The organism is Neorhizobium sp. DAR64862/K0K3 (assembly GCF_050500185.1).
Taxonomy (GTDB): Bacteria; Pseudomonadota; Alphaproteobacteria; order Rhizobiales; family Rhizobiaceae; genus Neorhizobium; species Neorhizobium soli.
In genome coordinates, this window is the sequence record NZ_CP191450.1 from 1,284,754 (window position 1) to 1,310,234 (window position 25,481).

The window sequence follows — 25,481 nt, forward strand, 5'->3', positions numbered from 1 at the left end:
GCTGCAGGCCGGATGTGACATCGTCTGCAGGTCAGCATGCTTCGCCGCTTCTTCTCCTATTACCAGCCTTACAAGGGCCTATTCCTCCTCGACTTCGGCTGCGCCATCGTGTCCGGCCTCCTCGAGCTTGGATTTCCCATGGCGGTGAAGCTGTTTGTGGACAGGCTTCTGCTGAGCCAGGAATGGCTGCTGATCATCCTCGCGTCCGCTGGCCTTCTCGTCATCTATGTCCTCAACACAGGGTTGATGGCCGTGGTCACTTATTGGGGCCATATGCTCGGCATCAATATCGAGACAGACATGCGGCGGGCGGCGTTCAACCACCTGCAGAAGCTGTCGTTCGGCTATTTTGACAATCAAAAAACTGGTCATATCGTCGGGCGCCTGACCAAGGACCTGGAGGAAATCGGCGAAGTCGCGCATCACGGGCCTGAAGACCTGTTCATTGCGCTGATGACCTTTGTCGGCGCTCTGCTGCTGATGTTTTCAGTCAATTGGCAGATGGCGGTCATCACTGCGACCATCGTTCCTGTGACCGCCTGGGCAACAAGCCATTTTGGCGGCCGCATGACTGAAAATTTCCATCGGCTTTTCAGCCGGATCGGCGAGTTCAACGCACGCATTGAGGAAAACGTCGGTGGTATGCGTGTCGTGCAGGCTTTCGCCAACGAGGGTCACGAGCGCGCGCTGTTCGAAAAGGACAACCAAAGCTATCGCCGCGTGAAGCTGGAAGCCTACAAGCTAATGGCCGCCACCAGCTCCATGAGTTACCTCAGCATGCGGCTGACCCAGATGGTGGTGATGGTGACCGGCGCCTATTTCGTGCTCGCCGGCGAGCTGACGGCGGGCGGCTTCATCGGTTTTCTGCTTCTCGTCGGCATCTTCTTTCGTCCGGTGGAAAAGATCAATTCGGTGATCGAGACCTATCCGAAGGGGATCGCCAGCTTCAGACGGTTTACCGAACTGATCGATACGGAGCCAGATATTGCCGATGCACCGGATGCGGTCGCCGTTGATCACCTGAAAGGCGAGATCGCGTACCGGTCCGTGACGTTCGGTTACACCGCGACGAAGACTGTCTTCGAAGAGATCAACCTCGATATCCTCGCTGGCGAGACGATCGCGTTCGTGGGGCCCTCGGGCGCCGGCAAGACAACCATATGCTCGCTTCTTCCGCGGTTCTACGAAGTCGTGTCGGGGAGCATCACGATCGACGGGATCGACATCCGCAAGATGACGAAGGAATCCCTTCGCCAGCAGATCGGCATCGTGCAGCAGGATGTCTTCCTGTTCGGTGGTACGCTGCGGGAAAATATCGCCTATGGAAGACTGGGCGCTTCCGAGGCTGATATTGTCGAAGCCGCGCACCGCGCACGTCTTGAGGACATGCTGGCAAACCTGCCGGAGGGTCTCGATACGGTCATCGGTGAGCGCGGTGTGAAATTGTCCGGCGGCCAGAAGCAGCGGGTGGCGATTGCCCGCATGTTCCTCAAAAATCCTCCTATCCTGATCCTCGATGAAGCGACTTCGGCGCTCGACACTGAAACCGAGCGCGCGATCCAGCGATCGCTTGCCGAACTGTCGCAGGGGCGGACGACGCTGATCATCGCCCATCGCCTCGCCACGATCCAGGGCGCCGATCGAATCGTCGTCATTGATGATTCTGGAATTGCCGAACAGGGCACCCATCAGGACCTCATCGAACGTCGGGGCGCTTATAACCGGCTGCATTCCGGCCAGGTCTGATCGGCGATCACGATCGAGCCGCTCACGATCGCCCGACCTTAGCCGACACCGACGTAGCGGGATAAAAGAGAAGGATCGGCTCTCAGCGCCTCAACCGGCATAACCGCCTGCGCCTTGCCGTTCTCGACGAAACAGACGCGGTCGGCGATCGACAACACAGCTTCGACCCGCTGCTCGACCAGCAGGATTGCTTTCCCCTGGTTGCGCAGCGTCACCACGACATCACGGATCGTGGCGATCATCGAGGGCATCAGCCCTTCGGTCGGTTCGTCCAGCAGGATGACCTTGGGATCGATACACAAGGCGCGCGCGGTCGCCAGCATCTGCTGCTCGCCGCCGGACAGTGTTCCGGACACCTGGCCGAGCCGCTCCTGCAGCCGGGGAAACAGCGAAAGCGTTTCGTCGAGCACGCGCTGCGGACTGCGCCGCGTCATCATGCCGATTTCGAGGTTCTCGCGCACGGTCAGCTCTGAGAACAACCGGCGGCCTTGAGGCACGTAGCCGATGCCGAGGCGTGGCCGTTCGTGCGCCGGCAGCGCCGAAATTTCGGTGCCATCGAGCCGGATACTTCCGGCACCGGCCGTTGCGAGACCCATGATCGCACGCAGGGTCGTCGTCTTGCCCGCACCATTGCGGCCGAGCAGGCAGAGAACCTCACCCTTTTGCAGCGTCAGTGACATACCCTGCAGCGTCTTGCTGCTGTCGTGGTAGACATCGAGATTGGAGACTTCGAGCATATCAACCGGTTCCCAGATAGGCTGCCTGCACGGCTGCGTTGGCACGGATGTCACTGGGCGGCCCCTCGGCGAGGATTTGACCGTGGTTGAGCACCGTGATCGTGTCGGCGAGCTGCATGACGACGGGCATGTTGTGCTCGATCAGCAGCACCGTTGCAGACCTAGCGATTTCCTTCACCAGCCGGCAGAAACTTTCAATCTCACTATCCGACAAGCCTTGCGTCGGCTCATCGAGGATCAGGAGTTTCGGCTCCAACGCCAGTCCCATTGCGACCTCAAGAAGCCGCTGGTGGCCATAGGCCATGGTCCCGGCCTTTTCTCCCATTCGATCGGCAAGTCCGACGCGGTCCAGGGCTTCACTTGCCTTCTCGGCAATGTCAGACTGTTTCGAGCCGGGGTGACGCCTCAGCGCGCTTTGTGCAGACAGCGCCACGTTGTCGAACACGGTCAGCGTCGGATAGATGCTGGTGATCTGGAATGTATAGGCAATGCCGTCGCGCACGCGCTTATGCGCCGGTCGGTCGGTGATGTCCTTGCCCAGGAACTCGATCGACCCGACGCTCGGCGCGATACGGCCGGCGAGCAGCGAGACGAACGTCGTCTTTCCGGCACCGTTCGGTCCGATCAGCGCGCGGATCTCGCCTTCTATGATGGTAAAGTCGACATTGTCGACGGCTTTCAGCCCTCCAAAATGGCGGCTGAGTGCTTTTGTCGAAAGCAGGCTCACGGAAGCCATGGCAGCCACCTTTCGCGGATCGTCCCCAGAATGCCTTTCGGAAAGAAGAGGACCAGAACAACCAGGGCCACGCCGGTCACGAGCAGATAGGCCTGCGTGTATTCGCTGGTGATGTCGATCATGTAGAACATCAGGATCGAGCCGAGCAGCGGCCCGAGGACGGTTCCGGCACCGCCGAGCAATGTGAAGAGCAGCGCCTCGATCGAATACTGGATGGTGGCAAAGGTAGCGCCGACATAGGCGAACATTAGCCCGTAGGCGGCACCGGCCATCGCAGAGATCGTGCCAGAAAGGACGAGCGCACCGAGTTTCATCCTGAATGTGTCGAAGCCCAGCATCAGCGTGCGCGTCTCGTTTTCGCGGATCGCGATCAGCACCCTGCCGATTGGTCCCCGCACGACGACGAAGATGACGAGCAGTGTCAAAGCCAGAAGGCCGAGCGCCAGATTGTAGCGCTGGACGGCATTCGTCAGGTCGACGTGGAGACCGAGGAGATCGAAACTGCGCGCAGAGGTCGGCATCGTCAGGCCTTCTTCGCCGCGGGTATAGTCGGTGAAGTAGGTGATCGTGAGATAGGCAACCTGGCCGAACATCATGGTGACAATCATGAAGGCCACGCCTGTCGTGCGCAGCGCGATCACGCCGATGACGAGCGACAGGGCTGCACCCCAGCAAATTCCGATGAGAAACGCGAGCGGCACGCCGAGATCGGTGTAATAGGCCGTCATGCCGGCGCCGTAGAGACCGGCGGCAAAGAACATCGCATGTCCGAGGCTCAGCAGGCCCGTATAGCCGAACAGCATGTTGTAGCCCATGGCATAGATCGCCAACAGCATGACGCGGGTCAGGGCGAGGTGGTGATAATCGGGCAGCACGAACTGGACAAGAAAGAGAGCTGCCAGCACGCCCACGTGAAGCGCGATGACGCGGATGGTGTTTTCGCTTCTCATCGCGCCTTTGCCCCAAACAGACCTTCCGGCTTGAACACCAGCACAAGGGCGACAAGCAGGGTCGAGATGATCTTTGCAAGCGTTGGTGAGAAGAACATCGAAATGATGCCGTCGCTCAGTCCGATCAGGAGGGCTGCGATGACGGTGCCGCGCAGACTGCCAAGGCCGCCAAGGATGACGACGATGAAGGAGAGAAGCAACGGATCGAGCCCCATCAGATAATGGGCTTGACGGATCGGCACGATCAGCACCGCAGCGACCGCCGCCAGCATGGCGCCGGCGGCAAAGACGAAGGCATAGACGCGTTCGATCGGTATGCCGAAAGCCTGCGCCATTTCGCGATCGAACTGCGTTGCGCGCATGATGAGGCCGAGCCGGGTGCGGCTCAGCACGAACCAGACCGCCAGCAGCAAGACGATCGCCGCTGCAATGACGAACAGGTTGTAACCGGAATAGCCGAACCACGGCAGCTGGATGCGGTAATAGAATGGAGCCGACACCGGACGCGCATCCGGACCATAGGTCAAAAGGACCGTCTGCTGGATGATATAGAGCATGCCGATCGTGGCGACGATGGTCGATTCCGGATCGTAGTTCAGGCGCTTCAGGATCAGCCGCTCGCTGGCGAACGCGATCGCGCCGACGATCAGCGGGCTGATGACGAGCGCTGCGAAGAAACCGACTGCCGGATGCAGCGAGAACATCGACGCCACCCACCAGGCAACGACCGCGCCGAGCATATAGAATTCGCCATGGGCGACATTGACGACGCGCATGACGCCGAACACCAGAGACAGGCCGAGTGCGGTCAATGTGAGGACCGCGGCCTGCAGCAGTCCTTCCAATGTCGCCAGCAGCAGAAACGGACCGAACGCCAAACCCTAGCTCCTATGCACGGACACGACTGTCCCCTTGCCTGATTTGCTGCGGTTAGACAGGAAAAACGACGCGGGGTGAAGAGCGAAGGGACCGGTCAACCGATCCCTTCCGAAAGCAGGGGTCAGAGGGACATCTTCGTGTAGTCCGCCGTCACCTCGTACATGCCGTCTTCGATCGAGGTCCGGTGCACGACATCCATCCGGCCGCCTTCGACCTTCGAGATGTTCTGATGGCCGTAAACCTGATGGTTCTTGCCGTTGAAAATCTTGTTGCCCTGCGGATGGTCGCGGCCTTCCTGGAATGTCTCGATCGCTTCCAGGGCTTCGATGAATTTGGCCTTGTCCTGCGGGCCGCTATATCCGGATGCCTGCATCGCCTGCTTGATGGTGAACAGCGTTTCCCAGACCCCGTACATATGGGCGTAGGTGGCGATGTCCTTCGGATCGGCGATGCTTGCACCATTCTCGTTGACGCCGACTGCCGTGCGATAGAACTTGTCCCATTCGCTCTGGTCCTTCTGGGCGTAGCGGGGCATGCCCTCCCAGAAATAGGTCCCATCGAGGAAGCTCAGTTGCGGCGTCGAAAGATCGACGGCCTCGACGCTATCGATGAAGCCGAAGATCTGGGGTCGCTGCGAGCCGTAGAACTGACCGAGCTCGGTGACGAAGGTGAGAACCGCCGGACCGACCATGATGTGGTAGAGCACGTCGGTGTCTGCGGGAATTCGCGGCAGGTAGCGCGTAAACGATGTTTCCGTCGGTGGCACCGCAATCATCTCGACGACCTCACCACCCTGCGCCTTGATTGCGGGCGGAAGATTATCGCGGTGGTCATAGCCGAAGGCGTAGTCCGGGAAGATCATCGTGACTTTCTTGCCGAGGTTTTGCGTGATCCAAGGTGCCACTGACGTGACCTGGCTGCGAACGTCGGTGATGCCGGGCTGGAAGCAGTAGCGGTTGAGGCTGCCCGAAGACACGTGGGTGCCTTCCGACACCACGAGATAGGGCATCTTCAATTCGCCCGCCCGCGGCGCGGCGGCGACGACGACGTGTGAAAACAGCGTTCCGAACACAGCATCGACCTTATGCTGGGTCGCGAATTTCTCGACGACTTCGGCGCCTCGTTTCGGATCCGTGCCATCGTCTTCAACGATCAGTTCCACGGGACGACCGTTGATGCCGCCCTCCTCGTTGATGATTTTGACGGCAGCCCGTGCGACACGCTCGTACCAGCGACCATAGGATGCGCCGATACCGGTGCGGTGGCATTCAAAGCCGAGCTTGATCGGGGCGGAGGTCTGGGCGTGCGAGTATCGGACGAAGCCCGGTGAGACGGAAGACAGAATGCCCGCACCCGTTGCCGCGCCCATTCCAAGAAGGGTCGTCCGGCGGGTCACCGACGCTTTCGGTGCTGAAGTCTTGTCGGTCATTCGAAATTTTCCTCTCAACCGTACTGACGCCCATCATGCTGATGCGATAGTCGATGGTCTACCAGGTGCCACCGACAATAAGAGCCCTACCATGTCCTATAGCAAAGAATTCCGCTGATCAGGAGACCTGACAGGAGCGGCACGAGGCCCAGTCTGAGCGAAGATGTCGTGGTATGGAATACGCTTCTCCATCCCGGCATGATGTTTCAGCCGATCACGCCACCAGACGCAGGATGAACCCGTTGCCGTCATTTCCCCGAAAACACCGGTTGCCGGCCTGTCCATCGGCGACGGCAGCTCTCTTGTGGACGCTCATGCCCTGCACGGCCAGCGCGCACGGGACGGAACGCGGGCTGGTGATGCTGCTGCCGACCGAATATTACCTGACAGGCGGCGCGATCGTCGTCGCAGTTACCTTCGTCGCATTGCTGCTGGTTCCGTCGCGCTGGTTCACACATGCTGGCAGTGCCTCCATCACGCTCGATCGCCGGCCGGTGCCGCCGATCGTGATGGTCAGCACTCTGAGCTTCGTGCTTCTGCTGGTACTGATCGCCGCCGGCCGCTATTCGACAGGCGATCCGCTCGAAAATCCGCTGCCGCTTGTCGTCTGGACGCTGTTCTGGGTCGGCCTGACCTTGGTGCAGGCCTTGGTTGGAAACCTGTGGCCATGGCTCAATCCCTGGACGGGTCCTCTTCGCCTCCTGCGGCGAGCGACGGGCGGCAGGCTTGGCGAAGCTCCCCTGTTGAAGCTGCCGGAGGCCGTCGGTTACATCCCCGCGATCCTCCTGTTTCTGATGTTTACCTGGTACGAGCTGGTTTCGCTCGCCCCGGAGGACCCTCCCCGTCTCGCCATCGCCGTCTCGGTCTACTGGATTCTCAATTTCATCGCCATGCTGGTTTTCGGAGAGCGAGATTGGACAGAGCGGGGCGAACCCTTCTCGGTGTATTTCCGCATGATCGGCATGATCGCGCCCTTTGAAATCACGCCGCCGAAATCCGGAATATGGGCGAGTGTCCGGTTCCGCTGGCCGGGACAAGACTGCGTCGCGGCGGAGCCGCCGCCGATCAGCGCCGCCCTGTTTCTGCTGCTGACGCTCGGAACGGCGTCCTTCGATGGCTTTGCAGAGACCTTCACCTGGCTCTCGATGATCGGGGTGAACCCGCTGGAATTTCCCGGCCGCAGCGCTGTGACCCTGCCGAATACGCTCGGCTTGATCGCCGCTCCGGCGGTGCTCGCAGTGATCTATTTCGCGGCTGCCATATCAGGAGCCCGGCTTGCCGGAGAGGCACGATTAGTCGCTGATCGAGGGGTGATCACGCATCTGGTCTATTCGATCATTCCGATAGCGGTTGCCTTCCATGCAGCCCACTATCTCAGCCTGCTTCTGATCAACGGGCAATATCTCTACTCTGCGATCTCGGATCCCTTTGCGCTTGGCTGGGATCTGTTCGGAACCGCCGATCGGCACGTCACGGCATCGATGCTGATCGACATCAGCAGTGTCGAAAAGCTCTGGATCGCACAGACCGCGATCATCGTGGCCGGGCACTGCATCGGCATTCTGATCGCCCACATGATTGCGCTCAAGCACTTCGTGAAACCGGCAAGCGCCACCATCAGTCAGGCTTTTCTGGCCCTTGCGATGATAGGCTATACCGTCTTCGGCCTCTGGCTTCTTTCCACCCCGACAGCGGGATGATCGGGGTGGCAACCAATCAGCGGAGGAGAAGCATATCCCAGTGCCCGACTTCGCAGGCCGAACGCGATGCCATCTCGAGACGCATCCGTCGCCAGTCGTCCAGAACGCTTTCGTCAAGCCGGTCTGTTTCAGACGCAGCGTTTGCCATGCCGGCAATGAAATGCCGCTGCAATTCCGCTTGATCTCCGCCGAGGCGCCAAGGGCTCTGACCGGTGAGAACCTTGAAGCCCGCCTGCTCCGCCAACCGGGACAAGACCGGTTCCGCCGTTGGACCAAGCGCCGGTCCAAAGCCCTTGTCGCGGCGTTGGTGGGCGTTGAACGCTTCGACAACCAAGGCATCCGCTTCGTGCGCGATTTCCCAGCTGCAGACGCCATCGTAGTTGAGCGCCGTATACAGGCCGATGTCACGCTTCGCGAGGAGATGCAGAAGACGCTCCAGAAATTCGGCGGAGACCAGGTCGAAAAGCGCCGACGCTGTCACCAGCCTCGCATCCGTGAAGAGCTCAGGCGCCAACTGGCTAAGGTCGGCCTGCAGGCATTTCACCTGGTCGGGCATGTCGAGCCTGTTTGCGGCTTCTTCGAGCAGTTGCAGATCGTTGTCGACAAGCCGCCAGTGCCAGGACAAACTCTGGGGCGCAAGTGCGCGGACAGTGGAGCCGGTTCCGCAGCCGAGATCGACGACCGTCGCGCCGTTCCCGTCTGCGGTCACACTTTCGATGGCAGACCGCCGGAGCTCGGGTTCACGCGCAGCATTGTCCGCGGGCTCGCGCAGATCGAGCCAGACTGTGTCGAAGCCACTCATCGCATTTCCTCCAGGAAGTCGGAAAGCACCTTTGCCGTTGCGGGCCAATCGGGCAGCTGCTGGCCCACGGCAAGTGCGCCCGCAGAATAAGCTTGTCGCGTTTCCGGCTGGTCGATCAGCAGCGCCAGAGCTTCGGCGAGCCCGGCAATGTCGCCCGGTTCCACGAGGATCCCGGCATCGTCAGTCACCAGATCCGGTATCGCCCCGCCGCGACAGCCAACGATCGGCAGGCCGCGCACCATGGCTTCCGCAAAGGCCATGCCGTAGCCTTCATATTGGCTGGCGAGTGCAAAAATATCCGCTTGGGCATATTCGACCGCCACATCATCAAGCGCGCCCGTCAAAGTCACCCGGTCGGAGAGCCCGCACGCCTCGATCTGTCGTCGCAGATCGGCAGCGCATTGACGATCCATGTCATCGCTGCCTGCTATCCGGCACTGCCATGGGCGATCGGAGATGCGCTCGAGCGCTGAAATCAACGCCGCATGATCCTTGCGCTGCGTCAGCGATCCGACCGACAGGATTATCACCCCGTCCCCGGCCGTGCTGCCCGATGCAGGCTTTGCCTGCTCCGTTCCAGGCACGGCGACACGCACGAGATCCGGCGCCACGCGGAATTGCGATACCAGAGTTCGCGCCGTGCTGGGGCTTGTGACGACGACACCTTTGGCTGCACCTAGCGCTGTCATCTCGCTTTTTCGCAACCGCTCGGCAACGCCGGCCGGAATGCCGCTTTCGAGTGCCAACGGATGATGGACGAGCGCAATCATGCGGAGGCGGGTCGCCTCCTGCATGGCAATTGCCGGCATTGCCCCAAACGCAAGGCCATCGATCAGAACGAGACTATCGTCGGCGAGGGCTGCGAGTTTTTCGGCTGTTTCGGCAAGCTCGCTTTCGCTCGGTTCCGGAAAGCCGCCGGGAAGCTGCAGGTGCTCGACTGTCCAGCCGATTGCCCTAAGCTCCTCGATCATCCGCCGGTCATAGCCATACCCGCCGCTGCGGGTGTCGATATCGCCGGGGATGGCGAATACCAGCCGTCGCTCCCTTGATGCGGCGTTCAAATCGCAGCCTCATACCAGGCTCGGGCCACATGGCTTTCATGCAGGGTTACCTTGAGGCGGCGGATGCGCACGCCACCCGGACCAAGATCGCCGGCAGCGATACCGGCTTTCAGCTGATCGAAGACGTGCTTGGCGAGCACCTCCGTCGTGGTGACCTTGCCGCGAAAGATTTCGAGTTCGTCGAGGTTCTGGTAGTTGAGCGGCGCAACGATTGCTTTCAGCACCGTCGTTGCAAGGCCGATATCGACGCCGAGCCCGTTTTCGTCGAGATCTTCGGTCATGAAGGCGGCATCGACGATAAAGGTCGCGCCATGCATCGCCTGGGCCGGGCCGAATACCTCCCGTGGCAAGCTATGGGCAATCATCATGTGGTCGCGAACTTCAACTGCAAACATGCGGGGAATGTCCTTTCAGACTAACGGTATCGGATACGGTGGCAAAGGGTGCCGGGATCGGCGAGAATTTGGCAATAGTCTTGCGCAAGGTCGGGAAAGTCCGTCTCGCCGGAGAAGAGTTTGTCGAGGCGGTCATCCGCAAGCAATGCAAGTGCCGCGGCCAGACGTCGCGAAAACGGCCACCTTGCGCGCCTTTGAACCGGTACGTTGCCGACCTGCGAAGCGACGATCGACAGGCGTTGACTGTGGAAACGACCGCCCAGCGGAATCTTCACGCTGCCTTCGCCATACCACGACATCTCGACGATCCGCGCCTCGAAGCCGGCGAGCGCAATGGATGTGGCAAGACCTGCGGCCGTGGCCGACGTGTGGATCACCACATCGCATCCGCCGTCACCGTCGTTCGCCTGTTCGGGTGATGCAAACCGGCATCCGAAATCTTCGGCAAGACCACGGCGATCGCCATTGACGTCCACGACGGTGACTTCGGTGCCCGGGATCCTTGCGGCGAGATAGGCAATCAGAAGCCCGACGAGCCCTGCACCGACGACCGCGACCTTGTCTCCAGGAAGAATGCCGGCATCCCAAACGCCGTTGAGGGCCGTCTCCATATTGGCTGCAAGGACGGCGCGCGAGGCGGGCACGCCTGCTGGAACCGGCACGACCATCTCAGCGGGGGCGTGGAAGGCATCCTGATGCGGATAGAGGCAGAATACTGTCCGGCCGACAAGCGCTTCCGGGCCGTCCTTTGCGGTTCCGACCACCGCGTAGCCGTACTTGATCGGAAACGGGAATTCTCCATCCTGCAACGGCGCGCGCATGCTGTCGTATTCGCTTTCGGGGACCGAGCCGGCTGCCACCAGCGATTCGGTACCGCGGCTGATGGCGCCGAACAGGCTTTCCACCAGGACATCGCCGTGCCCGAGCGGACCAAGCGGCGTCTCCCGCAATTCAGGCTGGTTTTCTCGCACCAGCCACAAGGCTTGCGCTATCGTCATGCCTGGCCATCGCGTGCCGGCTTGGGAAACTTGCCTTCGACTCTGACGGACGGACGACGCCAGAGACGGGCTTCATGCGGAACGAGGCGGGTGAGGACCCGCGGAAGACAGCCTTCCTCGGGAATTGCGAACAGTCCGAGACGGGTCGTCCAGTAACCGAACCGCTGCGAGGCCGTGAAGACCGTGAACGGGATCGCCAGACAGAGACCGGCGACCACAGGCAGAGCCCAGAAGATCGCGTACCCACCGATCAGGCCAGTGATGATCGTAGCGAGGACAACGCCGATCAATGTCTGGAGGCCCATCGCCTTGACGGCGGTGCCGAGCGTAACGCCGAGCCGGTCGCGGTTCTGACCGCTCCAGGTGACCGAACGTCCGAACAGAAGACCGATCAGGAACACCGAGACATAGACGGCAACGATGGGCGCCATGATCATCGAGGCCAGGAGTTCGATCACCGCCGACAGACCGAAGCGCAATGGTCCGCCATAGGAGCGGATCGCGCCGGGGGTAAGCAGCACATCGACGACGCCGGCGATCTTGGGGGTGACCGACAGAAGAAAGATGGTGATGAACGACCAGAAGCCGAGTTCGATATAGGTCGCATCAAAGCCGCCGGTCACACCCTTCCATGCGGCGGCAAACGTCGCGACGATCCAGGCCGGCGGTGCCACATACATCAGGACGGCCTGAAAAAGCTGAAACCTGCTGAGCAGCTTGAGGCCCGGCTCAAAAAGGAAACGCCAATACTGCATGTTGCCTTGGCACCATCGCAGATCTCGCTTGGCAAACTCCAGCAATGTCGGTGGGTTGGCTTCGAAGCTCTGTGTCTCGATCGGCAGCACACGAACTTCGTAGCCGCCCCGACGCATATAGGTCGCTTCCAGCTGGTCGTGGCTCAGCACATGGCCGCCCAATGGCGGCGATCCCGGGAGAACGGGCAGATTGCAGTGGGCCTCAAATGCCGCGGCGCGGATCAGTGCGTTGTGCCCCCAGTAAGGCCCGCAATCAGCGCTCCACCATGCGGAGCCGAGCGTGAAAGACCGCATTCCGTGACGCATACCGAACTGGAACATCCGGGCAAAGCCGCTTTCGGCGGGCACTCCGACGACCAGGGTCTGCAGAATCCCGAGCTCAGGTCGTGCCTCCATGGCAGCCACCAGCCGTATCATCACGTCGCCGGACATGACGCTGTCGGAATCCAGCGGCAGGAAAAAGTCGTAGCGGCTTCCGTGTTCCTTCAGGAAGTCCTGAATATTGCCCGCCTTGTAACCGGCATTGTCAGCACGACGACGATAGACCGGCCGGTTACCGCCATCCGCCACGACATGAGCGGCAACGAGATCGAAGCCCGCTTCTTCCAACTGGATGATGTCTGGCTCGGACGTGTCGCTGAGGACGAAGAACCGAAAGTGGCGTTGAAGGCCGGTCGCCTGAAGGCTCTTCTGCATCGCCTCTATCCGGGCAAAGACGGGCCGCGGATCTTCGTTGCGCAGGAATATCGTCAGCGCTGTCCGCGACGACAAAGCGATCGGCTGGCTTCCCTGACCCTGCGGATAGAAGGGGTAGATGCTTTTGGAGGGAGCGCCGGGGCCATGCTGGAGGACCATCCCGATCACGGCGTTCCAGAACCCAAGCACCGTCCACGGCGTTGCCAGCATGAACCCGATCAGCATGACGGCTTCCGCACCATCAATGCCATCTGGGGAAAGAAGTCGGTAGACGACATACCCAAGCCCCGCGATCGTTGCGAGGTTGAGCGCCAGAACAATACGACGGCGCCACCGGACTGGAAGTCCGGAATATTGGAAGTCGGGACTTCGTTCGGGATCCGACTGCCAGCCCGTTGCACTTTGGTCGGCAGCCATCGCGTTGAGAACGCCTTCTTTTAAATTGCCCATGCGCAACACTTAGGCTGAACCTCCGTCCTAGCAAGCGCCGAGCGATTTCAAATGAAGTTTACCGGCGCCGTTGCCCCGCTCCAGATCCGCGCCAGTGCGCAAACAGCCGCAGGTTTTACTGGGATCCTTTTGGATCGTCCGTCACCGCTCGACGTAGGATGATCCTTCATCCGTCGCCTGGTCAGCTTGCATCGACTTCATTGGGGCGCACCGGAACGACACCGTGCGTCGGCGTTCTTTGCCCGCGTATATTGTATAGATGATCCCCAGAATTGACAGGGTTGCAGTACTGGACACAAAGAAAAACACTCAGTAGAAAGCTCAAGCGACGTTGTCAGACATCGGACAACAGATTGACGGGTGGAGGCCTGATCGATCGGCCGCTTGGAGGATCATAATGACTATACATGGCGGGCTGACGCCCGAACTGATTTTGCCGCAGGATTCCGAGACCGCCACTCTGGTTGGTCGTGTCTGGTCGAAGGCTGCGGACGGCCCCTGCCCTGTCCTTTACCGGAATGGCAGGCTTCTGGATCTTTCGTCGCTCGCTGCGACGCTGTCAGCACTGCTTGAGATCGACGGCCTGGTGGAGCGCCTGACGGCCGCTACCGATTGGACGGATCTCGGCTCTCTCAATGACTTCCTAGACGGCACTGCCGGAACGCTGCTGGCGCCTGTTGACCTGCAGGCGATCAAAGCCGCAGGCGTAACTTTCGCAGACAGCATGCTGGAACGGGTCATCGAGGAACAGGCCAAGGGCGATCCGCTTCGGGCCCAGGAGATCCGTGGTCGCTTGGCGCCGGTACTGGGCGACAGCCTCAAGGGGCTTGTGGCCGGCTCGGAAAAGGCAGCAAGCGTGAAGGCGCTGTTGCAGGATATGGGGCTCTGGTCGCAGTATCTCGAAGTCGGGATCGGTCCGGATGCGGAAATCTTCACTAAGGCTCAACCCATGTCGGCCGTCGGCTGCGGGTCGCTGGTCGGCATTCACCCGAAGTCGGATTGGAACAATCCCGAACCGGAAGTGGTGCTTGCTGTCACATCCACGGGTGCGATTGTCGGCGCGACGCTTGGCAATGACGTCAATCTTCGCGATTTCGAAGGACGGTCCGCCCTCCTTCTCAGCAAGGCAAAAGACAACAACGCATCCTGTTCTCTCGGTCCCTTCATCCGACTGTTCGACGGCGAATTTTCGCTCGAAGACGTCAAGAAATCGGAGATCTCGCTTGTGGTCGAGGGCCCTGAAGGTTTCGAGATGACGGGCGTTAGCCCGATGCAGGCCATCAGCCGTACGCCGGAAGATCTCGTGTCGCAGCTTCTCAACCGCAACCATCAATACCCTGATGGCGCCGTATTGTTTCTCGGCACCATGTTTGCGCCGGTCAAGGATCGGCGCGGCAAGGGTCTGGGCTTTACGCACGAGATCGGCGACCGCGTCGAGATTTCGTCGCCAAGGCTTGGGCGACTGGTGAATTGGGTGGAAAACAGTGAAGCCTGCCCGCCCTGGGACTTCGGGCTGACGGCTTTGATGAAGAACCTCGCGAAGCGCAAGCTCTTGTAGCCGCCGCGGTTGATGGGAGGAGGAACCCGATGCAACGAATCAACGATCTCTTTTACCGCTTCCTGGAACTGCTGCTGATCCTGCTTTTGGCAGGCATGGCAATCATGGTGTTCCTCAACGTGGTGCTGCGCTACGGTTTCAACTCCGGCCTCAACATATCGGAAGAGCTGTCGCGCTACTTCTTCGTCTGGCTGACCTTCATCGGTGCTGTCGTTGCGTTTCGCGAACATTCCCACCTTGGTGTGGAGTCGCTGGTCGCCATGCTCGGTCGCTCGGGCCGTATCGCCTGCATGATCATTTCGAACCTGCTGATCATCCTGTGTTCGGCAATTTTCTTCTGGGGAACATGGGTCCAGTTGCCGATCAACGCCAGCATGGTCGCGCCTGTGACCGGGCTTTCCATGGCATGGGTCTACGGCATCGGCTTCTTCACCGGTGGAGGATGTGTGCTGATCGCGCTTGAACGGCTGTTCCGCCTGATCACCGGTCGCGTCACCGACGCGGAAATCGCAGCCTTCACGGGTGAAAACATGACGATCGAACAACTGGCGGAGCGGACCTAAATGACTCTTTTCGTCTTTGTTGGATCGCTGCTTGGGGCGATGGCCGTTGGCGTCCCCGTCGCGTTCTCGCTGATTTTCTGCGGCGTCGTGCTCATGTGGTACATGGACATGTTCAACAGCCAGATCATCGCGCAGAACATGATTGCCGGCGCAGATACATTTACCCTGCTCGCCATCCCCTTCTTCATTCTCGCCGGCGAATTGATGAATTCCGGCGGTTTGTCGAAGCGTATCATCGATTTCGCGATCGCCTGCGTCGGTCACATCAGAGGTGGTCTCGGGATCGTTGCGATTTTTGCAGCGCTCATCATGGCCAGCATTTCGGGTTCGGCCGCTGCCGATACGGCCGCCCTTGCCGCCATCCTCATCCCGATGATGGCCAAGGCAGGCTATAATATTCCCCGCTCTGGCGGTCTGATCGCTGCCGGCGGCATCATCGCCCCGGTCATTCCGCCGTCGATGGCGTTTATCGTGTTCGGCGTTGCCGCGAACGTGTCGATCACCCAGCTCTTCATGGCGGGCATCTTCCCCGGCATCCTGATGGCCGTCTCACTGATCATCACCTGGCTGATCGTGGTGCGCAAGGATAACGTCCAGGCGCTTCCAAAAACCACCTACAAGGAACGCCTGCACGCAACCGGACGCGCTGCCTGGGCGCTCGGCATGCCTGTGATTATCCTCGGCGGCATCAAGATCGGCATCGTGACGCCGACCGAAGCTGCCGTCGTTGCCGCCGTCTATGCGATGTTCGTCGGCATGGTAATCTACAAGGAACTGAAGCCGAGAGACCTTCCGCACGTCATTCTGCAAGCCGCCAAGACGACTTCGGTCATCATGTTCCTCGTCTGCGCGGCACTCGTATCGGCATGGCTCATCACGGCTGCGAATATTCCGGCAGAAATCGCCGGCTATATCGAACCGTTGATCGATCGCCCGACGCTGTTGATGTTCGTCATCATGATCCTGGTTCTGGTTGTCGGTACGGCACTCGATCTGACGCCGACCATCCTGATCCTGACGCCGGTTCTCATGCCGATCATCAAGCAGGCGGGGATCGATCCGGTCTATTTCGGCGTGCTCTTTATCATCAACAACTCGATCGGCCTCATCACGCCGCCGGTCGGTGTTGTGCTCAACGTCGTCAGCGGTGTCGGGAGAATACCGCTTGGCAAGGTGACGGCCGGCGTGTGGCCGTTCCTTCTTGCGCAGTCGCTCGTGCTTTTCCTGCTCGTGCTGTTTCCCGATCTTGTGATCGTGCCCGCACGTTGGTTGCATTGACGGCCTGCCATTCAACCTGTTCACATCAACGTCCAACTGGGAGGACTACTATGAAGAGACTGCTTCTTGCCACTACAGCGATCGCGCTTGCCTGCTCCACAGCGGCACCGGCCTTCGCCGAATTCAAGAGCCGCAACATTCGCGTTTCTAACGGCATCAATGCCGACCATCCGGTCGGTAACGGAATCAAGGCCATGCAGGAATGCCTGGACCAGAAGTCCGGCGGCAAGCTGAAGCTGACCGCTTTCTGGGGCGGCGCTCTTGGCGGCGACCTTCAGGCAACCCAGGCGCTGCGCTCGGGCGTTCAGGAAGCCGTCGTCACATCCTCGTCTCCGCTCGTCGGCATCATTCCGGCACTCGGCGTCTTCGACCTGCCGTTCCTGTTCCGCGATGCCCCTGAGGCCTACAAGGTGCTCGACGGCAAATTTGGCGACGAGATGAACAAGAAGCTCGACGGCGCCGGTCTGGTCAATCTTGCCTATTGGGAAAACGGCTTCCGCAACCTGTCGAATTCCAAGCGCGCCGTCACCAAGTGGGAAGATTTCTCGGGGATGAAGGTTCGCGTCATGCAGAACAACATCTTCCTCGACACCTTCCAGAACCTTGGTGCAAACGCGACCCCGATGGCCTTCGGCGAAGTCTATTCGGCGCTCGAGACCAACGCGATCGACGCGCAGGAAAACCCCTATGTGACGATCGACACCTCGAAGTTCTTCGAAGTGCAGAAATACGTCACCGAGACCAACCACGCATATACGCCTTTCCTCTTCCTCTTCTCCAAGGCGATCTTCAACACCTATTCACCGGAAGAACAGACTGCACTGCGTGAATGCGCAGTGGTCGGTCGCGATGTGGAGCGCCAGGTGATCGGCGATCTCAACAAGAAGTCTCTGGAAAAGATCAAGGCCGCCGGCCTGGAAGTGAACACGCTGTCGCCTGAGGAGCAGGCTCGCATCCGTGAAAAGTCGCTTGCTGTCTATGAAAAGCACAAGGACCAGATTGGTGCCGATGTGGTTGATGGCATCCTGGCGGAACTTAAGGAAGTCCGTAAGTAAGCATCAGGCTTAGGCAGACGAGCCCGCGACGTTACCGTCGCGGGCTTTTTTCATGGCTATTCGAGCGCGATCGGCTGCACCCTTTGGCGCTTCTTCAGCGTCTGCTCGCGCAGGAAGATGAAGACGCCGGAACCGACGATCAGTGCTGCACCGATCAGCATTCCGAATCTCGGCATATCGCCAAAGAACAGCCAGCCGAACAGAACCGCCCAGAGCAAAAGCGTGTACTGTAAGGGAGCGACCGTTGCCGCATCCGAGATCTTCAATGCTCTGTTAACGAGAACATGAGCGGTCATCGCCACTATACCGAGCAATGCAAGCAGGCCAAAATCGCGGGTAGAAGCGATCGGCGACCAGTCGAAAGGCGCGAAAGCAAGGCCTGCAAGTGCCGCACCGACGATCTGGAAAAAGACAAGCGTCCGGTCTGGGGTGGCCCTCAGGAAACGACCTGAAATCATCATGAACGCGAAGGCGGCACTGCCGAAGATGGATACGATCGCTGGCGGACTGATCATCGCGCTCGACGGTTCGAGCGTGATGACGACACCGATAAAGCCGATGCCGATTGCAGTCCACCGACGCCAGCCGACTTTTTCACCCAGTAGCAGTGGCGAGGCCGCGGCGACATAGATCGGTGCTGCGAGCCAGTAGGTCATGACGTCTGCGAGCGGAAGATACATCACGGCATAGTAGAAGCAGAAAACCTCGGCGGTGGAGCAGAACACCCGAAGGGCCTGCATGCCGGGTCGTTCGACCTTCAGCAGCGAGCCGAATCCCTGAAAGAACAGGAAAGGCAGCAAGATGACAAGTGCGGCGAGGCTGCGCAGAAGCACGACCTGTCCAAGGCCGTAGCTCGAAACGAGCCACTTCCCCATGGCGTCGTTAAGCGCAAACATGACCATGCCGAGCAGCATGATGAGGGGCCCGGCCATGCGCGCCGAGACGATTTGCTTGGAGATGGATGCGATCATGCCGCGATGCCCTACATGTCTGCGAGGTTTGAGAAACGCCGTGTTACGGTGAAGACCTTGTCCAGGTCTGGATTGAGGTCCATTCCGAGGCCAGGACCAGGCGGAACCGTGATCATGCCGTTCTTCACTTCAGGCAGTGCGGTGACGAGATCGCGGTACCACGTCTTGTAGAACGCGCGCACACTTTCCTGCACCAGCGCATTGGGTGCGTTAAGCGACAGGTGCGTCGATGCGCCGAGGACAACCGGTCCGGTGCAATCGTGCGGAGCGATCGGCAAATGCCAAGCCTCCGCCATCGAGGCGATCTTGCGCGCTTCAGAAAGTCCGCCGCACCAGGAAATATCAAGCATGACGATGCCAGCGACGCCGGTTTCGAGATAATCCCGAAATCCCCAGCGCGTTGCCAAGGTTTCGGACGCGGAGATCGGCGCCGGCGATACCTCGGCATAACGCCTCAGGCTCGACAGGCTATCCATCTTGATCGGGTCTTCATGCCAGAACGTCCCATAGGGCGTCAGCGCCTTGGCGATCTGCATCGCAGGGAGAAGCTGCCACATGGAGTGAAACTCGACCATGATGTCGATCTTGTCGCCGACGGCGTTGCGGATCTTTTCGAAAGGCTGAAGCGCTGCGTTGAGATCGAAAGGGGAAATATATTGCCCCCTGGTCTTCTCCGCGGCGGCATCAAACGGCCAGATTTTCATCGCCGTGATCCCCTCCTCCAGCAGCGAATGCGCCAGTTCGTCCGCACGGTTGAGAAATCCGTTGAGATCGTCGTAGTCCGAGCCGGTCGACAGGCCATAGTTGCCCGTGGTCTGGCCAGTGGATTTCTTGATATACTCGGTGCCGGCGCAGGTATTGTAGGTGCGGATTTCCTTGCGGCTGAAGCCGCCCAACAACTGCGCGATCGGCTGGCCCGTGACCTTGCCGAACAGATCCCACAACGCGATGTCGAAAGCCGAGTTGCCACGCACCTCGGCACCCGAGGATCGGAACCCGACATAGCCCACGAGGTCCTGTGCGAGAAGATCGATGGCAAGCGGATCGCGGCCGAGCACCCGCGGTGCAATATATTCGTGAATGTAGCTTTCGACCGTCTCTGCCCCGAAGAACGTCTCGCCGAGACCGGTCAGACCTTCATCCGTATGAACCAGAACCCAGATCAGGTTTGCGCGCTCTGCAACTCGCACGGTTTCGAGTTTCGTGATCTTCATTGATACCTCCCTTAATGTCCTCCACGACATACCCTCATCATTAGGGGATCGTTTGGACGATAGAAAGGCCGGGAACACTAGTTTCAGTTCGCTTTTGTCTTTATTTGCAACGCGTTAACCCGTCAGATCAAAGTATTCCCCAGGCGCGAAAGCGCCCTCGCCCGGTAAATTCACGAAGATTGAGTTCGGCAGCAATCTTCAGCGCGCCCTGCGGGGTTATCTCCAGTGCGTCGGCAATCATCCCGCTCGAAACAAGCGGGCGCGACAAGACAAGTTCGATTAGCTGGGGAAGCCGCGACGACTGTCGCCGACCCACCAGACGGCGCTCGAGCTGCTGCTTGGCGAGCAACAACCGCTGGTGCTCTTTCATGCCATGCTCGGACGCGAGCGCAATTGCTTCCGTGAACGCGAGAAGCCTCACCATGCGGTTCCTGCTCATTCTGCGCTCCCGCGACACCTGCCGGAGACCGAAGTTGGCCGCGGACAACTGCGTTTCGGTTAACCCGGCTTCGCGCAACACCGCGCTCGCCAGCAAACGTCCAAGCCATGGCGCATGCTTCGACACCTGCAGGTGAAACCAAGCGTCCCACGCAACGGCGGCCTTGAGGAGGGGCGGCATGGACTGCGTTTCGTCCAGCACCACGCGCCATTCCGACAGACGAGCGTCCTCGTCCCAGTCCTCGTCATAGATGAGAGCGTCCCGGCCTGGTATCTTCATCGCACGAACGCTTACGGCGTCCGCAAGCAACGCCTGGCTTCGCGCGAGAACAGCATCGATAGCTGCCAAGGGATCCTCGAAATCATCGTCACGCGAGATCGTTGCGAGCCCTCTCGGTGCCGCTTTGATCTCAATGTCTTGAGCCTCGTCATGACGACCGGACCGCAGCGCGGCAAGACCAGCAGCGCTCAATGCCCATTCCGGTTCGCTCGCCGCAATTCGCCGGCGCGTTCGCAGTACGTCATGGGCAACTGTCAATTCGTGAGTGGAGGCTCGAACTGCCATCCCTGCGTCATGGAGAACAAGGTCTTCGATATGGACAAGTTCCCCATCGATCCAAAGGGACGAGCAGGCGTCCGAGAAATGGGCGCGATCGATCCAGCCTTGCCGTACGGGGGAACTAGCGATCCGCTCATCGAGTCGTACAGCGCCGGCTGTCGCTGCCGAGATCGGTCCGAACAACTCACCAGAGTCTATTTTTGAGAGATCGTAACGCATTGCAAGCGTTATAGTTCAATGCCGTTGTGAAAGCTAGCGTCACGTTCGGTTTCGCTACCGGACACAAGGTGGATGCGTCCGTTTGATTGAACCGTTTAGCTTCTGGCGTGATGGATCAAGCTAGCATCTGTATGGTGATAAGCAAGCACCATAAACACTTATAGACAGGTTAAAGATGGCAAAGGTTTAGCGATCCACTCAGCAGAATCTGATACCTTACCCTGCCCCACTTCTCGTTGTCCGCGGACAACGAGCGCGACTTTTGCTCTCCACAGGCGCAAAATTCATTTGCATTGAATCATTTGTACAACTCGTGCGAATCGGGTCATATTCAACTGCGCAGTTTTCCGAAGAACTTCGCCAATTGCGCAGTTGGAGAGAAAGATGCCGCAGCCAAGCTTGAAAGTCGACGAACCTCAGGAGCACTTGCCAACGACTCTGGCAACAGATGCCCAGGAGCTTGCGCATCAACTTCAGATGCATCAAGCGAAAATCTTCGCACCGACATCTCAAAAGACAATCCGGCCCTTCCAGCCAGCCGAAGCCGCGAGCTTCATCGGCATCGGAGAAGGCTATCTCCGTCAGGTTGCCGCAGAAGGATACGGACCCGAGCCGCTGGCGAACGGTCGGCGTGTTTATCTTCCGACCGACATGGATCGTATTCGTCAGGTTCTCGACGAAAAGAACGGCGTGGCGAAATACGTACCGGCCCGCCGTCCTGGCGAAAAGCTGCAAGTCATTTCCGTCATGAACTTCAAGGGCGGAAGCGGCAAGACGACGACGTCCGCGCATCTGTCTCAATATCTTGCCCTTCGTGGTTACAAGACGCTCGCGATCGATCTCGATCCGCAGGCGTCTCTGTCGGCGTTGTTCGGGCATCAACCCGAGCTCGATGTGGGCGAAGGCGAGACGCTCTATGGTGCGATCCGCTATGAGGATCCGCGCCCTATTTCGGAAATTGTCCGCTCCACCTACACACCGAACCTGCATATCCTGCCGGGCAACCTCGAACTGATGGAGTTCGAGCACGAAACGCCCAAGGCCATGGCGTCGGGACAGGTTGCGACGATGTTCTTTGCCCGCATCGGCGAAGTTCTTGCCGATATCGAAGACCTTTACGATGTCGTCGTCATCGATTGCCCGCCGCAGCTCGGCTTCCTGACCATGTCGGCGCTTTGCGCCTCGACATCGACCTTGATTACCGTTCACCCGCAGATGCTCGACGTCATGTCGATGTCGCAGTTTCTCTCGATGACCAGCGAACTGATGTCGGTTGTCGAGCGGGCAGGGGGGCGGACAAGCTATGACTGGATGCGATATCTTGTGACGCGGTTTGAACCCAATGACGGCCCACAGAGCCAGATGACGGGCTTTATGCGCGCCATCTTCGGCAATCGTATGCTTCACAACGCCATGTTGAAGTCGACAGCGATCTCCGATGCCGGCGTCACGAAACAGACACTGTATGAGGTCGAGCGCAATCAGTTCACCCGCGGCACCTATGACCGGGCGATGGACTCGCTCAATGCCGTGAACCTCGAGATTGAAGAATTGATCCGGTCCGTGTGGGGAAGGCGCTAAGAGATGGCACGTAAAAACCTGATCGGCATCTTCGAACCTTCGGCGCCGGACAACAGTTCAGCACCAGCGCCGACACCGGCCGCACCCCCGGCTGCTCAATCGTCACGCCCTTTGGCCGGGATGGCACCGGCCGTCCGCAGCGGTGTCCCCGTTGGTGGCATCACGAGAACGCTTGGCAGCATCACGCAGAAGATGGAACGGGCGCAGGATCTCGAGCGGCAGCTTTCGGAAGGGCTTTCCGTCGTCGAACTGGATCCATCGCTGATCGACAGTTCCTTTGTTTCCGACCGTATGCTGATCGATGGCGAAGCGCTGTCCCAGCTGGTCGAGCAGGTTCGCGAGCATGGACAGCAGGTGCCGATCCTCGTGCGGCCTCATCCCGACCAGTCGGGCCGGTTCCAGGTCGCCTACGGTCACCGCCGACTTGCAGCCGTCAGACAGCTGGGCCTCAAGGTCAAGGCGGTTGTCCGCGTTCTGACCGATGACCAGCTGGTCGTCAGCCAGGGCCAGGAAAACAACGCCCGCACGAACCTCTCGCATATCGAACGCGCCTTGTTCGCCACCCGTCTCGAGGATCGTTCGTTCACGCGCGATATCATCATGGCAGCGCTTGGCGTCGACAAGGCAGCCTTGTCAAAAATGATCAGCCTGGTCCGGGCGATTCCGATGGAAATCATCGATGCGGTCGGTCCGGCACCTGAGGTTGGCCGCAGGCGGTGGACGGAGCTGTCGGAAAAGCTCAATGCCGGAAACATTCCAAGGCTGCTCTCGTCGCTTCAGAAGGGCAGGGCAGAGGGTAAGACAAGCGACGAGCGTTTCCAGCTCGCCTTTACACAGTTGTCCGCGAAACCTGAGGATAGTGGCAAGCCGGCTCAAGCACAGCTGAGCGGTCTGCCGGTTGTCATGCGCAAATCGGGAAACCGGTCGACATTCGTGTTCGATGCGAAAAGCGCGCCGGGTTTTGACGACTTCGTCAGCGAACGGCTCACAGAGCTTTTCGCAGAATTTAAACGCAACAAGGGAGTTTGATCAGCAAAAGAAAAAGGCCCCCGAACGACCAAGGTCGTGGAAGCCTCTCTCCGATTTCTAGCAAGATCGAGAATCGCACTTCCATGAATCACAGTCAAGAGTCTTTGGCACCGTTTCGGTGAGCGGCTTTCTTTTGCCTGAAAAAAGGTGAGAGAAAATGGAGAGTGGAACTGTAACGACGCCCTTTGGGCGGCGGGCGATGTCGTATGGGCTGTTGGCAAACCATCAAAAAGCCAGCGAAATTGCATCCGGAATCAAGAGATCGAAGTGGAAACTGTTTCGATCGATCTGCGAATCACGGTCATCCCTCGGGATCAGTGACCGGGCACTGACTGTGCTCGACGCACTTTTGACCTTCTATCCGGGCGATGAACTTTGCGAGGATGGCAATCTCATCGTTTTCCCGTCCAATGCACAGTTGTCGCTTAGAGCGCGTGGAATGGCACCGGCAACACTTCGCCGCCATCTCTCGGTGCTGGTGGAAACCGGACTGATCCTGCGCAAGGACAGCCCGAACGGCAAACGCTATGCGCGCCGCAGTTCAGGTGGCAAACTCGATGATGCTTTCGGCTTCAGTCTCGCACCACTTCTGGCACGCGCACGAGAGATCGAAACGATGGCAGCGGAGATCGCTCTTAGCCGTGAACAACTCAAGGCTGCAAAAGAGAGAATTACTCTTTGCCGAAGAGATCTCGCAAAGCTGATTACTTTTGCCGTGGATGAAAAGATTTCCGGTGACTGGGAGCAGGCACAGACAAATCTGCAATGCGTCCTACAGGCAATTCCGCGCGTCCTCACTCTCGATATCGCAGAGCCGCTCCTCACAAAACTCTCGGTACTTCGTGAAGAAGTCGTCAACCAATTGAAATTAAATATGAAATCACCAGAGATGAGCGCCAATGAATCTCAAAGTGAGCGCCACATACAGGATTCAAAAACAAATATCATTTCTGAATCTGAACCGGTGTCGAAAGGGCTTTCAACCGAACAAGCACCGGAACACACTTTGGCGAACGGCACAGCAATCGAAGAGATTGACGATCAACGCGATACTCGACAAAAGCGCCCTCGTTTGAGCTCGATCACCACACACAAAGCTCTACCACTCCCATTCATCCTGCAAGCCTGCACCCAGATCAACGATTATGGGCCAAGAGGTGGGATCGCGTCCTGGAGGGATCTGATTACGGCAGCCTATGTTGTTCGTTCCACTCTCGACATCACGCCAGCTGTCTATGAACGCGCAGCAATCGTGATGGGGCCTGAGAACGCCGCAACAGTGCTTGCCTGCATGCTCGAACGCGCTGAGCATATCACGTCTGCTGGAGGCTATCTGAGAGACCTGACCCGCCGGGCAGAGAAGGGTGGATTCGCGACCGCGCCGATGCTGATGGCTCTGATGAGAGGCAGTCGATCGAAGCCTGAAACATACCCAAGCACGACCTCACCCCGACAAGGCCCGACCAAAACCGCTTGGGTTTGCTGATGATGACATCGGGGAATTTTCGGTCGATCCCCGTCGACAAAGAGGTCCGCGGAACCATCGTTCGGAGTTTGTTAAACAAAGAGAAACCTCTCCTTCCTGACGGCCAGCGCGTCTGGAGATCGCGTCAACGAGTGGAAATCGAACACACAGACAAACGTCACATCCGCGTAACATTGGTCCCCTAGAGCTACGCCAA

Annotated in this window: 22 protein-coding genes; 9 read left to right on the forward strand and 13 right to left on the reverse strand. The window is 59.2% G+C overall.

Annotated features, from left to right (window positions below; translation table 11 throughout):
- The first annotated feature begins 36 nt into the window (after positions 1–36).
- The gene (locus tag ACQY1L_RS22740) at positions 37–1,746 is read left to right on the forward strand and encodes an ABC transporter ATP-binding protein (protein WP_430262057.1); all 1,710 of its coding nucleotides are present in this window, start codon (positions 37–39) and stop codon (positions 1,744–1,746) included.
- Between the two features lie 38 nt (positions 1,747–1,784).
- Here the strand turns inward: ACQY1L_RS22740 and ACQY1L_RS22745 are convergent, their stop codons facing one another.
- The 5 genes from ACQY1L_RS22745 to ACQY1L_RS22765 all read right to left on the reverse strand — a co-directional run bounded on the left by ACQY1L_RS22745 (position 1,785) and on the right by ACQY1L_RS22765 (position 6,477).
- Positions 1,785–2,483, reverse strand: a complete 699-nt coding sequence (locus ACQY1L_RS22745) for an ABC transporter ATP-binding protein (protein ID WP_430244733.1) — start codon at positions 2,481–2,483, stop codon at positions 1,785–1,787.
- A 1-nt stretch (position 2,484) separates the two neighbouring features.
- The gene (locus ACQY1L_RS22750) at positions 2,485–3,219 is read right to left on the reverse strand and encodes an ABC transporter ATP-binding protein (RefSeq protein ID WP_430244735.1); all 735 of its coding nucleotides are present in this window, start codon (positions 3,217–3,219) and stop codon (positions 2,485–2,487) included.
- The gene (locus ACQY1L_RS22755; protein ID WP_430244737.1) at positions 3,207–4,169 is read right to left on the reverse strand and encodes a branched-chain amino acid ABC transporter permease; all 963 of its coding nucleotides are present in this window, start codon (positions 4,167–4,169) and stop codon (positions 3,207–3,209) included. The genes ACQY1L_RS22750 and ACQY1L_RS22755 overlap by 13 nt, the downstream gene beginning before the upstream one ends.
- Positions 4,166–5,047 (reverse strand): branched-chain amino acid ABC transporter permease, encoded by an 882-nt coding sequence (locus ACQY1L_RS22760; RefSeq protein WP_192078684.1) that lies wholly within the window; start codon positions 5,045–5,047, stop codon positions 4,166–4,168. Before ACQY1L_RS22760 ends, ACQY1L_RS22755 begins: the two co-directional genes overlap by 4 nt.
- Positions 5,048–5,169: 122 nt before the next feature.
- Positions 5,170–6,477, reverse strand: coding sequence for an ABC transporter substrate-binding protein (locus ACQY1L_RS22765; RefSeq protein WP_430244739.1), 1,308 nt, complete (start codon positions 6,475–6,477; stop codon positions 5,170–5,172).
- 314 nt (positions 6,478–6,791) lie between these two features.
- Here ACQY1L_RS22765 and ACQY1L_RS22770 point away from each other — a divergent pair, with 314 nt between their 5' ends.
- Positions 6,792–8,177, forward strand: coding sequence for a hypothetical protein (locus ACQY1L_RS22770; protein WP_430244741.1), 1,386 nt, complete (start codon positions 6,792–6,794; stop codon positions 8,175–8,177).
- 16 nt (positions 8,178–8,193) lie between these two features.
- Here the strand turns inward: ACQY1L_RS22770 and ACQY1L_RS22775 are convergent, their stop codons facing one another.
- From ACQY1L_RS22775 to mdoH, 5 genes are read right to left on the reverse strand one after another with little or no spacing between them, the layout of a single operon-like run.
- Positions 8,194–8,979 carry a class I SAM-dependent methyltransferase gene (locus ACQY1L_RS22775; protein WP_325264358.1) on the reverse strand — a complete coding sequence of 262 codons (786 nt, stop codon included), beginning with the start codon at positions 8,977–8,979 and terminating at the stop codon, positions 8,194–8,196.
- Positions 8,976–10,040: a glycosyltransferase family 4 protein gene (locus ACQY1L_RS22780; RefSeq protein ID WP_249407657.1), complete on the reverse strand. Its 1,065-nt coding sequence runs from the start codon at positions 10,038–10,040 to the stop codon at positions 8,976–8,978. The genes ACQY1L_RS22775 and ACQY1L_RS22780 overlap by 4 nt, the downstream gene beginning before the upstream one ends.
- The gene (locus tag ACQY1L_RS22785; RefSeq protein WP_062458601.1) at positions 10,037–10,435 is read right to left on the reverse strand and encodes a 6-pyruvoyl trahydropterin synthase family protein; all 399 of its coding nucleotides are present in this window, start codon (positions 10,433–10,435) and stop codon (positions 10,037–10,039) included. Before ACQY1L_RS22785 ends, ACQY1L_RS22780 begins: the two co-directional genes overlap by 4 nt.
- 20 nt (positions 10,436–10,455) lie before the next feature.
- On the reverse strand, positions 10,456–11,433 hold the full coding sequence (locus tag ACQY1L_RS22790) for a zinc-dependent alcohol dehydrogenase (RefSeq protein WP_113165040.1): 978 nt from the start codon (positions 11,431–11,433) through the stop codon (positions 10,456–10,458).
- A complete protein-coding gene (mdoH, locus tag ACQY1L_RS22795) occupies positions 11,430–13,334 on the reverse strand; it encodes a glucans biosynthesis glucosyltransferase MdoH (protein WP_430244745.1) in 1,905 nt (634 codons plus the stop codon). The genes ACQY1L_RS22790 and mdoH overlap by 4 nt, the downstream gene beginning before the upstream one ends.
- A 397-nt stretch (positions 13,335–13,731) precedes the next feature.
- Between mdoH and ACQY1L_RS22800 the strand changes: the two genes are divergently transcribed.
- The 4 genes from ACQY1L_RS22800 to ACQY1L_RS22815 are packed head-to-tail and all read left to right on the forward strand — an operon-like array spanning position 13,732 to position 17,788.
- Complete coding sequence (locus tag ACQY1L_RS22800) at positions 13,732–14,892, forward strand: fumarylacetoacetate hydrolase family protein (RefSeq protein WP_062576644.1); 1,161 nt, start codon at positions 13,732–13,734, stop codon at positions 14,890–14,892.
- A gap of 29 nt (positions 14,893–14,921) precedes the next feature.
- Positions 14,922–15,455 carry a TRAP transporter small permease gene (locus ACQY1L_RS22805; RefSeq protein WP_062458592.1) on the forward strand — a complete coding sequence of 178 codons (534 nt, stop codon included), beginning with the start codon at positions 14,922–14,924 and terminating at the stop codon, positions 15,453–15,455.
- Positions 15,456–16,733 (forward strand): TRAP transporter large permease subunit, encoded by a 1,278-nt coding sequence (locus ACQY1L_RS22810; RefSeq protein ID WP_062458589.1) that lies wholly within the window; start codon positions 15,456–15,458, stop codon positions 16,731–16,733.
- Between the two features lie 50 nt (positions 16,734–16,783).
- Positions 16,784–17,788: a TRAP transporter substrate-binding protein gene (locus ACQY1L_RS22815; RefSeq protein WP_062458586.1), complete on the forward strand. Its 1,005-nt coding sequence runs from the start codon at positions 16,784–16,786 to the stop codon at positions 17,786–17,788.
- Between the two features lie 56 nt (positions 17,789–17,844).
- On the opposite strand, the gene ACQY1L_RS22820 is transcribed toward ACQY1L_RS22815, so the two are convergent.
- The 3 genes from ACQY1L_RS22820 to ACQY1L_RS22830 form a co-directional block, all read right to left on the reverse strand.
- Positions 17,845–18,759, reverse strand: coding sequence for a DMT family transporter (locus tag ACQY1L_RS22820; RefSeq protein WP_062576646.1), 915 nt, complete (start codon positions 18,757–18,759; stop codon positions 17,845–17,847).
- Between the two features lie 11 nt (positions 18,760–18,770).
- The gene (locus ACQY1L_RS22825) at positions 18,771–19,973 is read right to left on the reverse strand and encodes a mandelate racemase/muconate lactonizing enzyme family protein (RefSeq protein ID WP_430262060.1); all 1,203 of its coding nucleotides are present in this window, start codon (positions 19,971–19,973) and stop codon (positions 18,771–18,773) included.
- Between the two features lie 127 nt (positions 19,974–20,100).
- Complete coding sequence (locus ACQY1L_RS22830; RefSeq protein WP_430244749.1) at positions 20,101–21,189, reverse strand: RHE_PE00001 family protein; 1,089 nt, start codon at positions 21,187–21,189, stop codon at positions 20,101–20,103.
- Positions 21,190–21,573: 384 nt separating this feature from the next.
- Here ACQY1L_RS22830 and repA point away from each other — a divergent pair, with 384 nt between their 5' ends.
- From repA to repC, 3 genes are all read left to right on the forward strand, one after another.
- On the forward strand, positions 21,574–22,770 hold the full coding sequence (gene repA, locus ACQY1L_RS22835) for a plasmid partitioning protein RepA (RefSeq protein WP_062458574.1): 1,197 nt from the start codon (positions 21,574–21,576) through the stop codon (positions 22,768–22,770).
- 3 nt (positions 22,771–22,773) lie between these two features.
- Positions 22,774–23,799 (forward strand): plasmid partitioning protein RepB, encoded by a 1,026-nt coding sequence (gene repB, locus ACQY1L_RS22840; RefSeq protein ID WP_430244751.1) that lies wholly within the window; start codon positions 22,774–22,776, stop codon positions 23,797–23,799.
- 157 nt (positions 23,800–23,956) lie between these two features.
- Entirely contained in the window at positions 23,957–25,285 is a 1,329-nt protein-coding gene (gene repC / locus ACQY1L_RS22845) for a plasmid replication protein RepC (protein ID WP_430244753.1), read from the forward strand.
- The last annotated feature ends 196 nt before the right edge of the window (positions 25,286–25,481 follow it).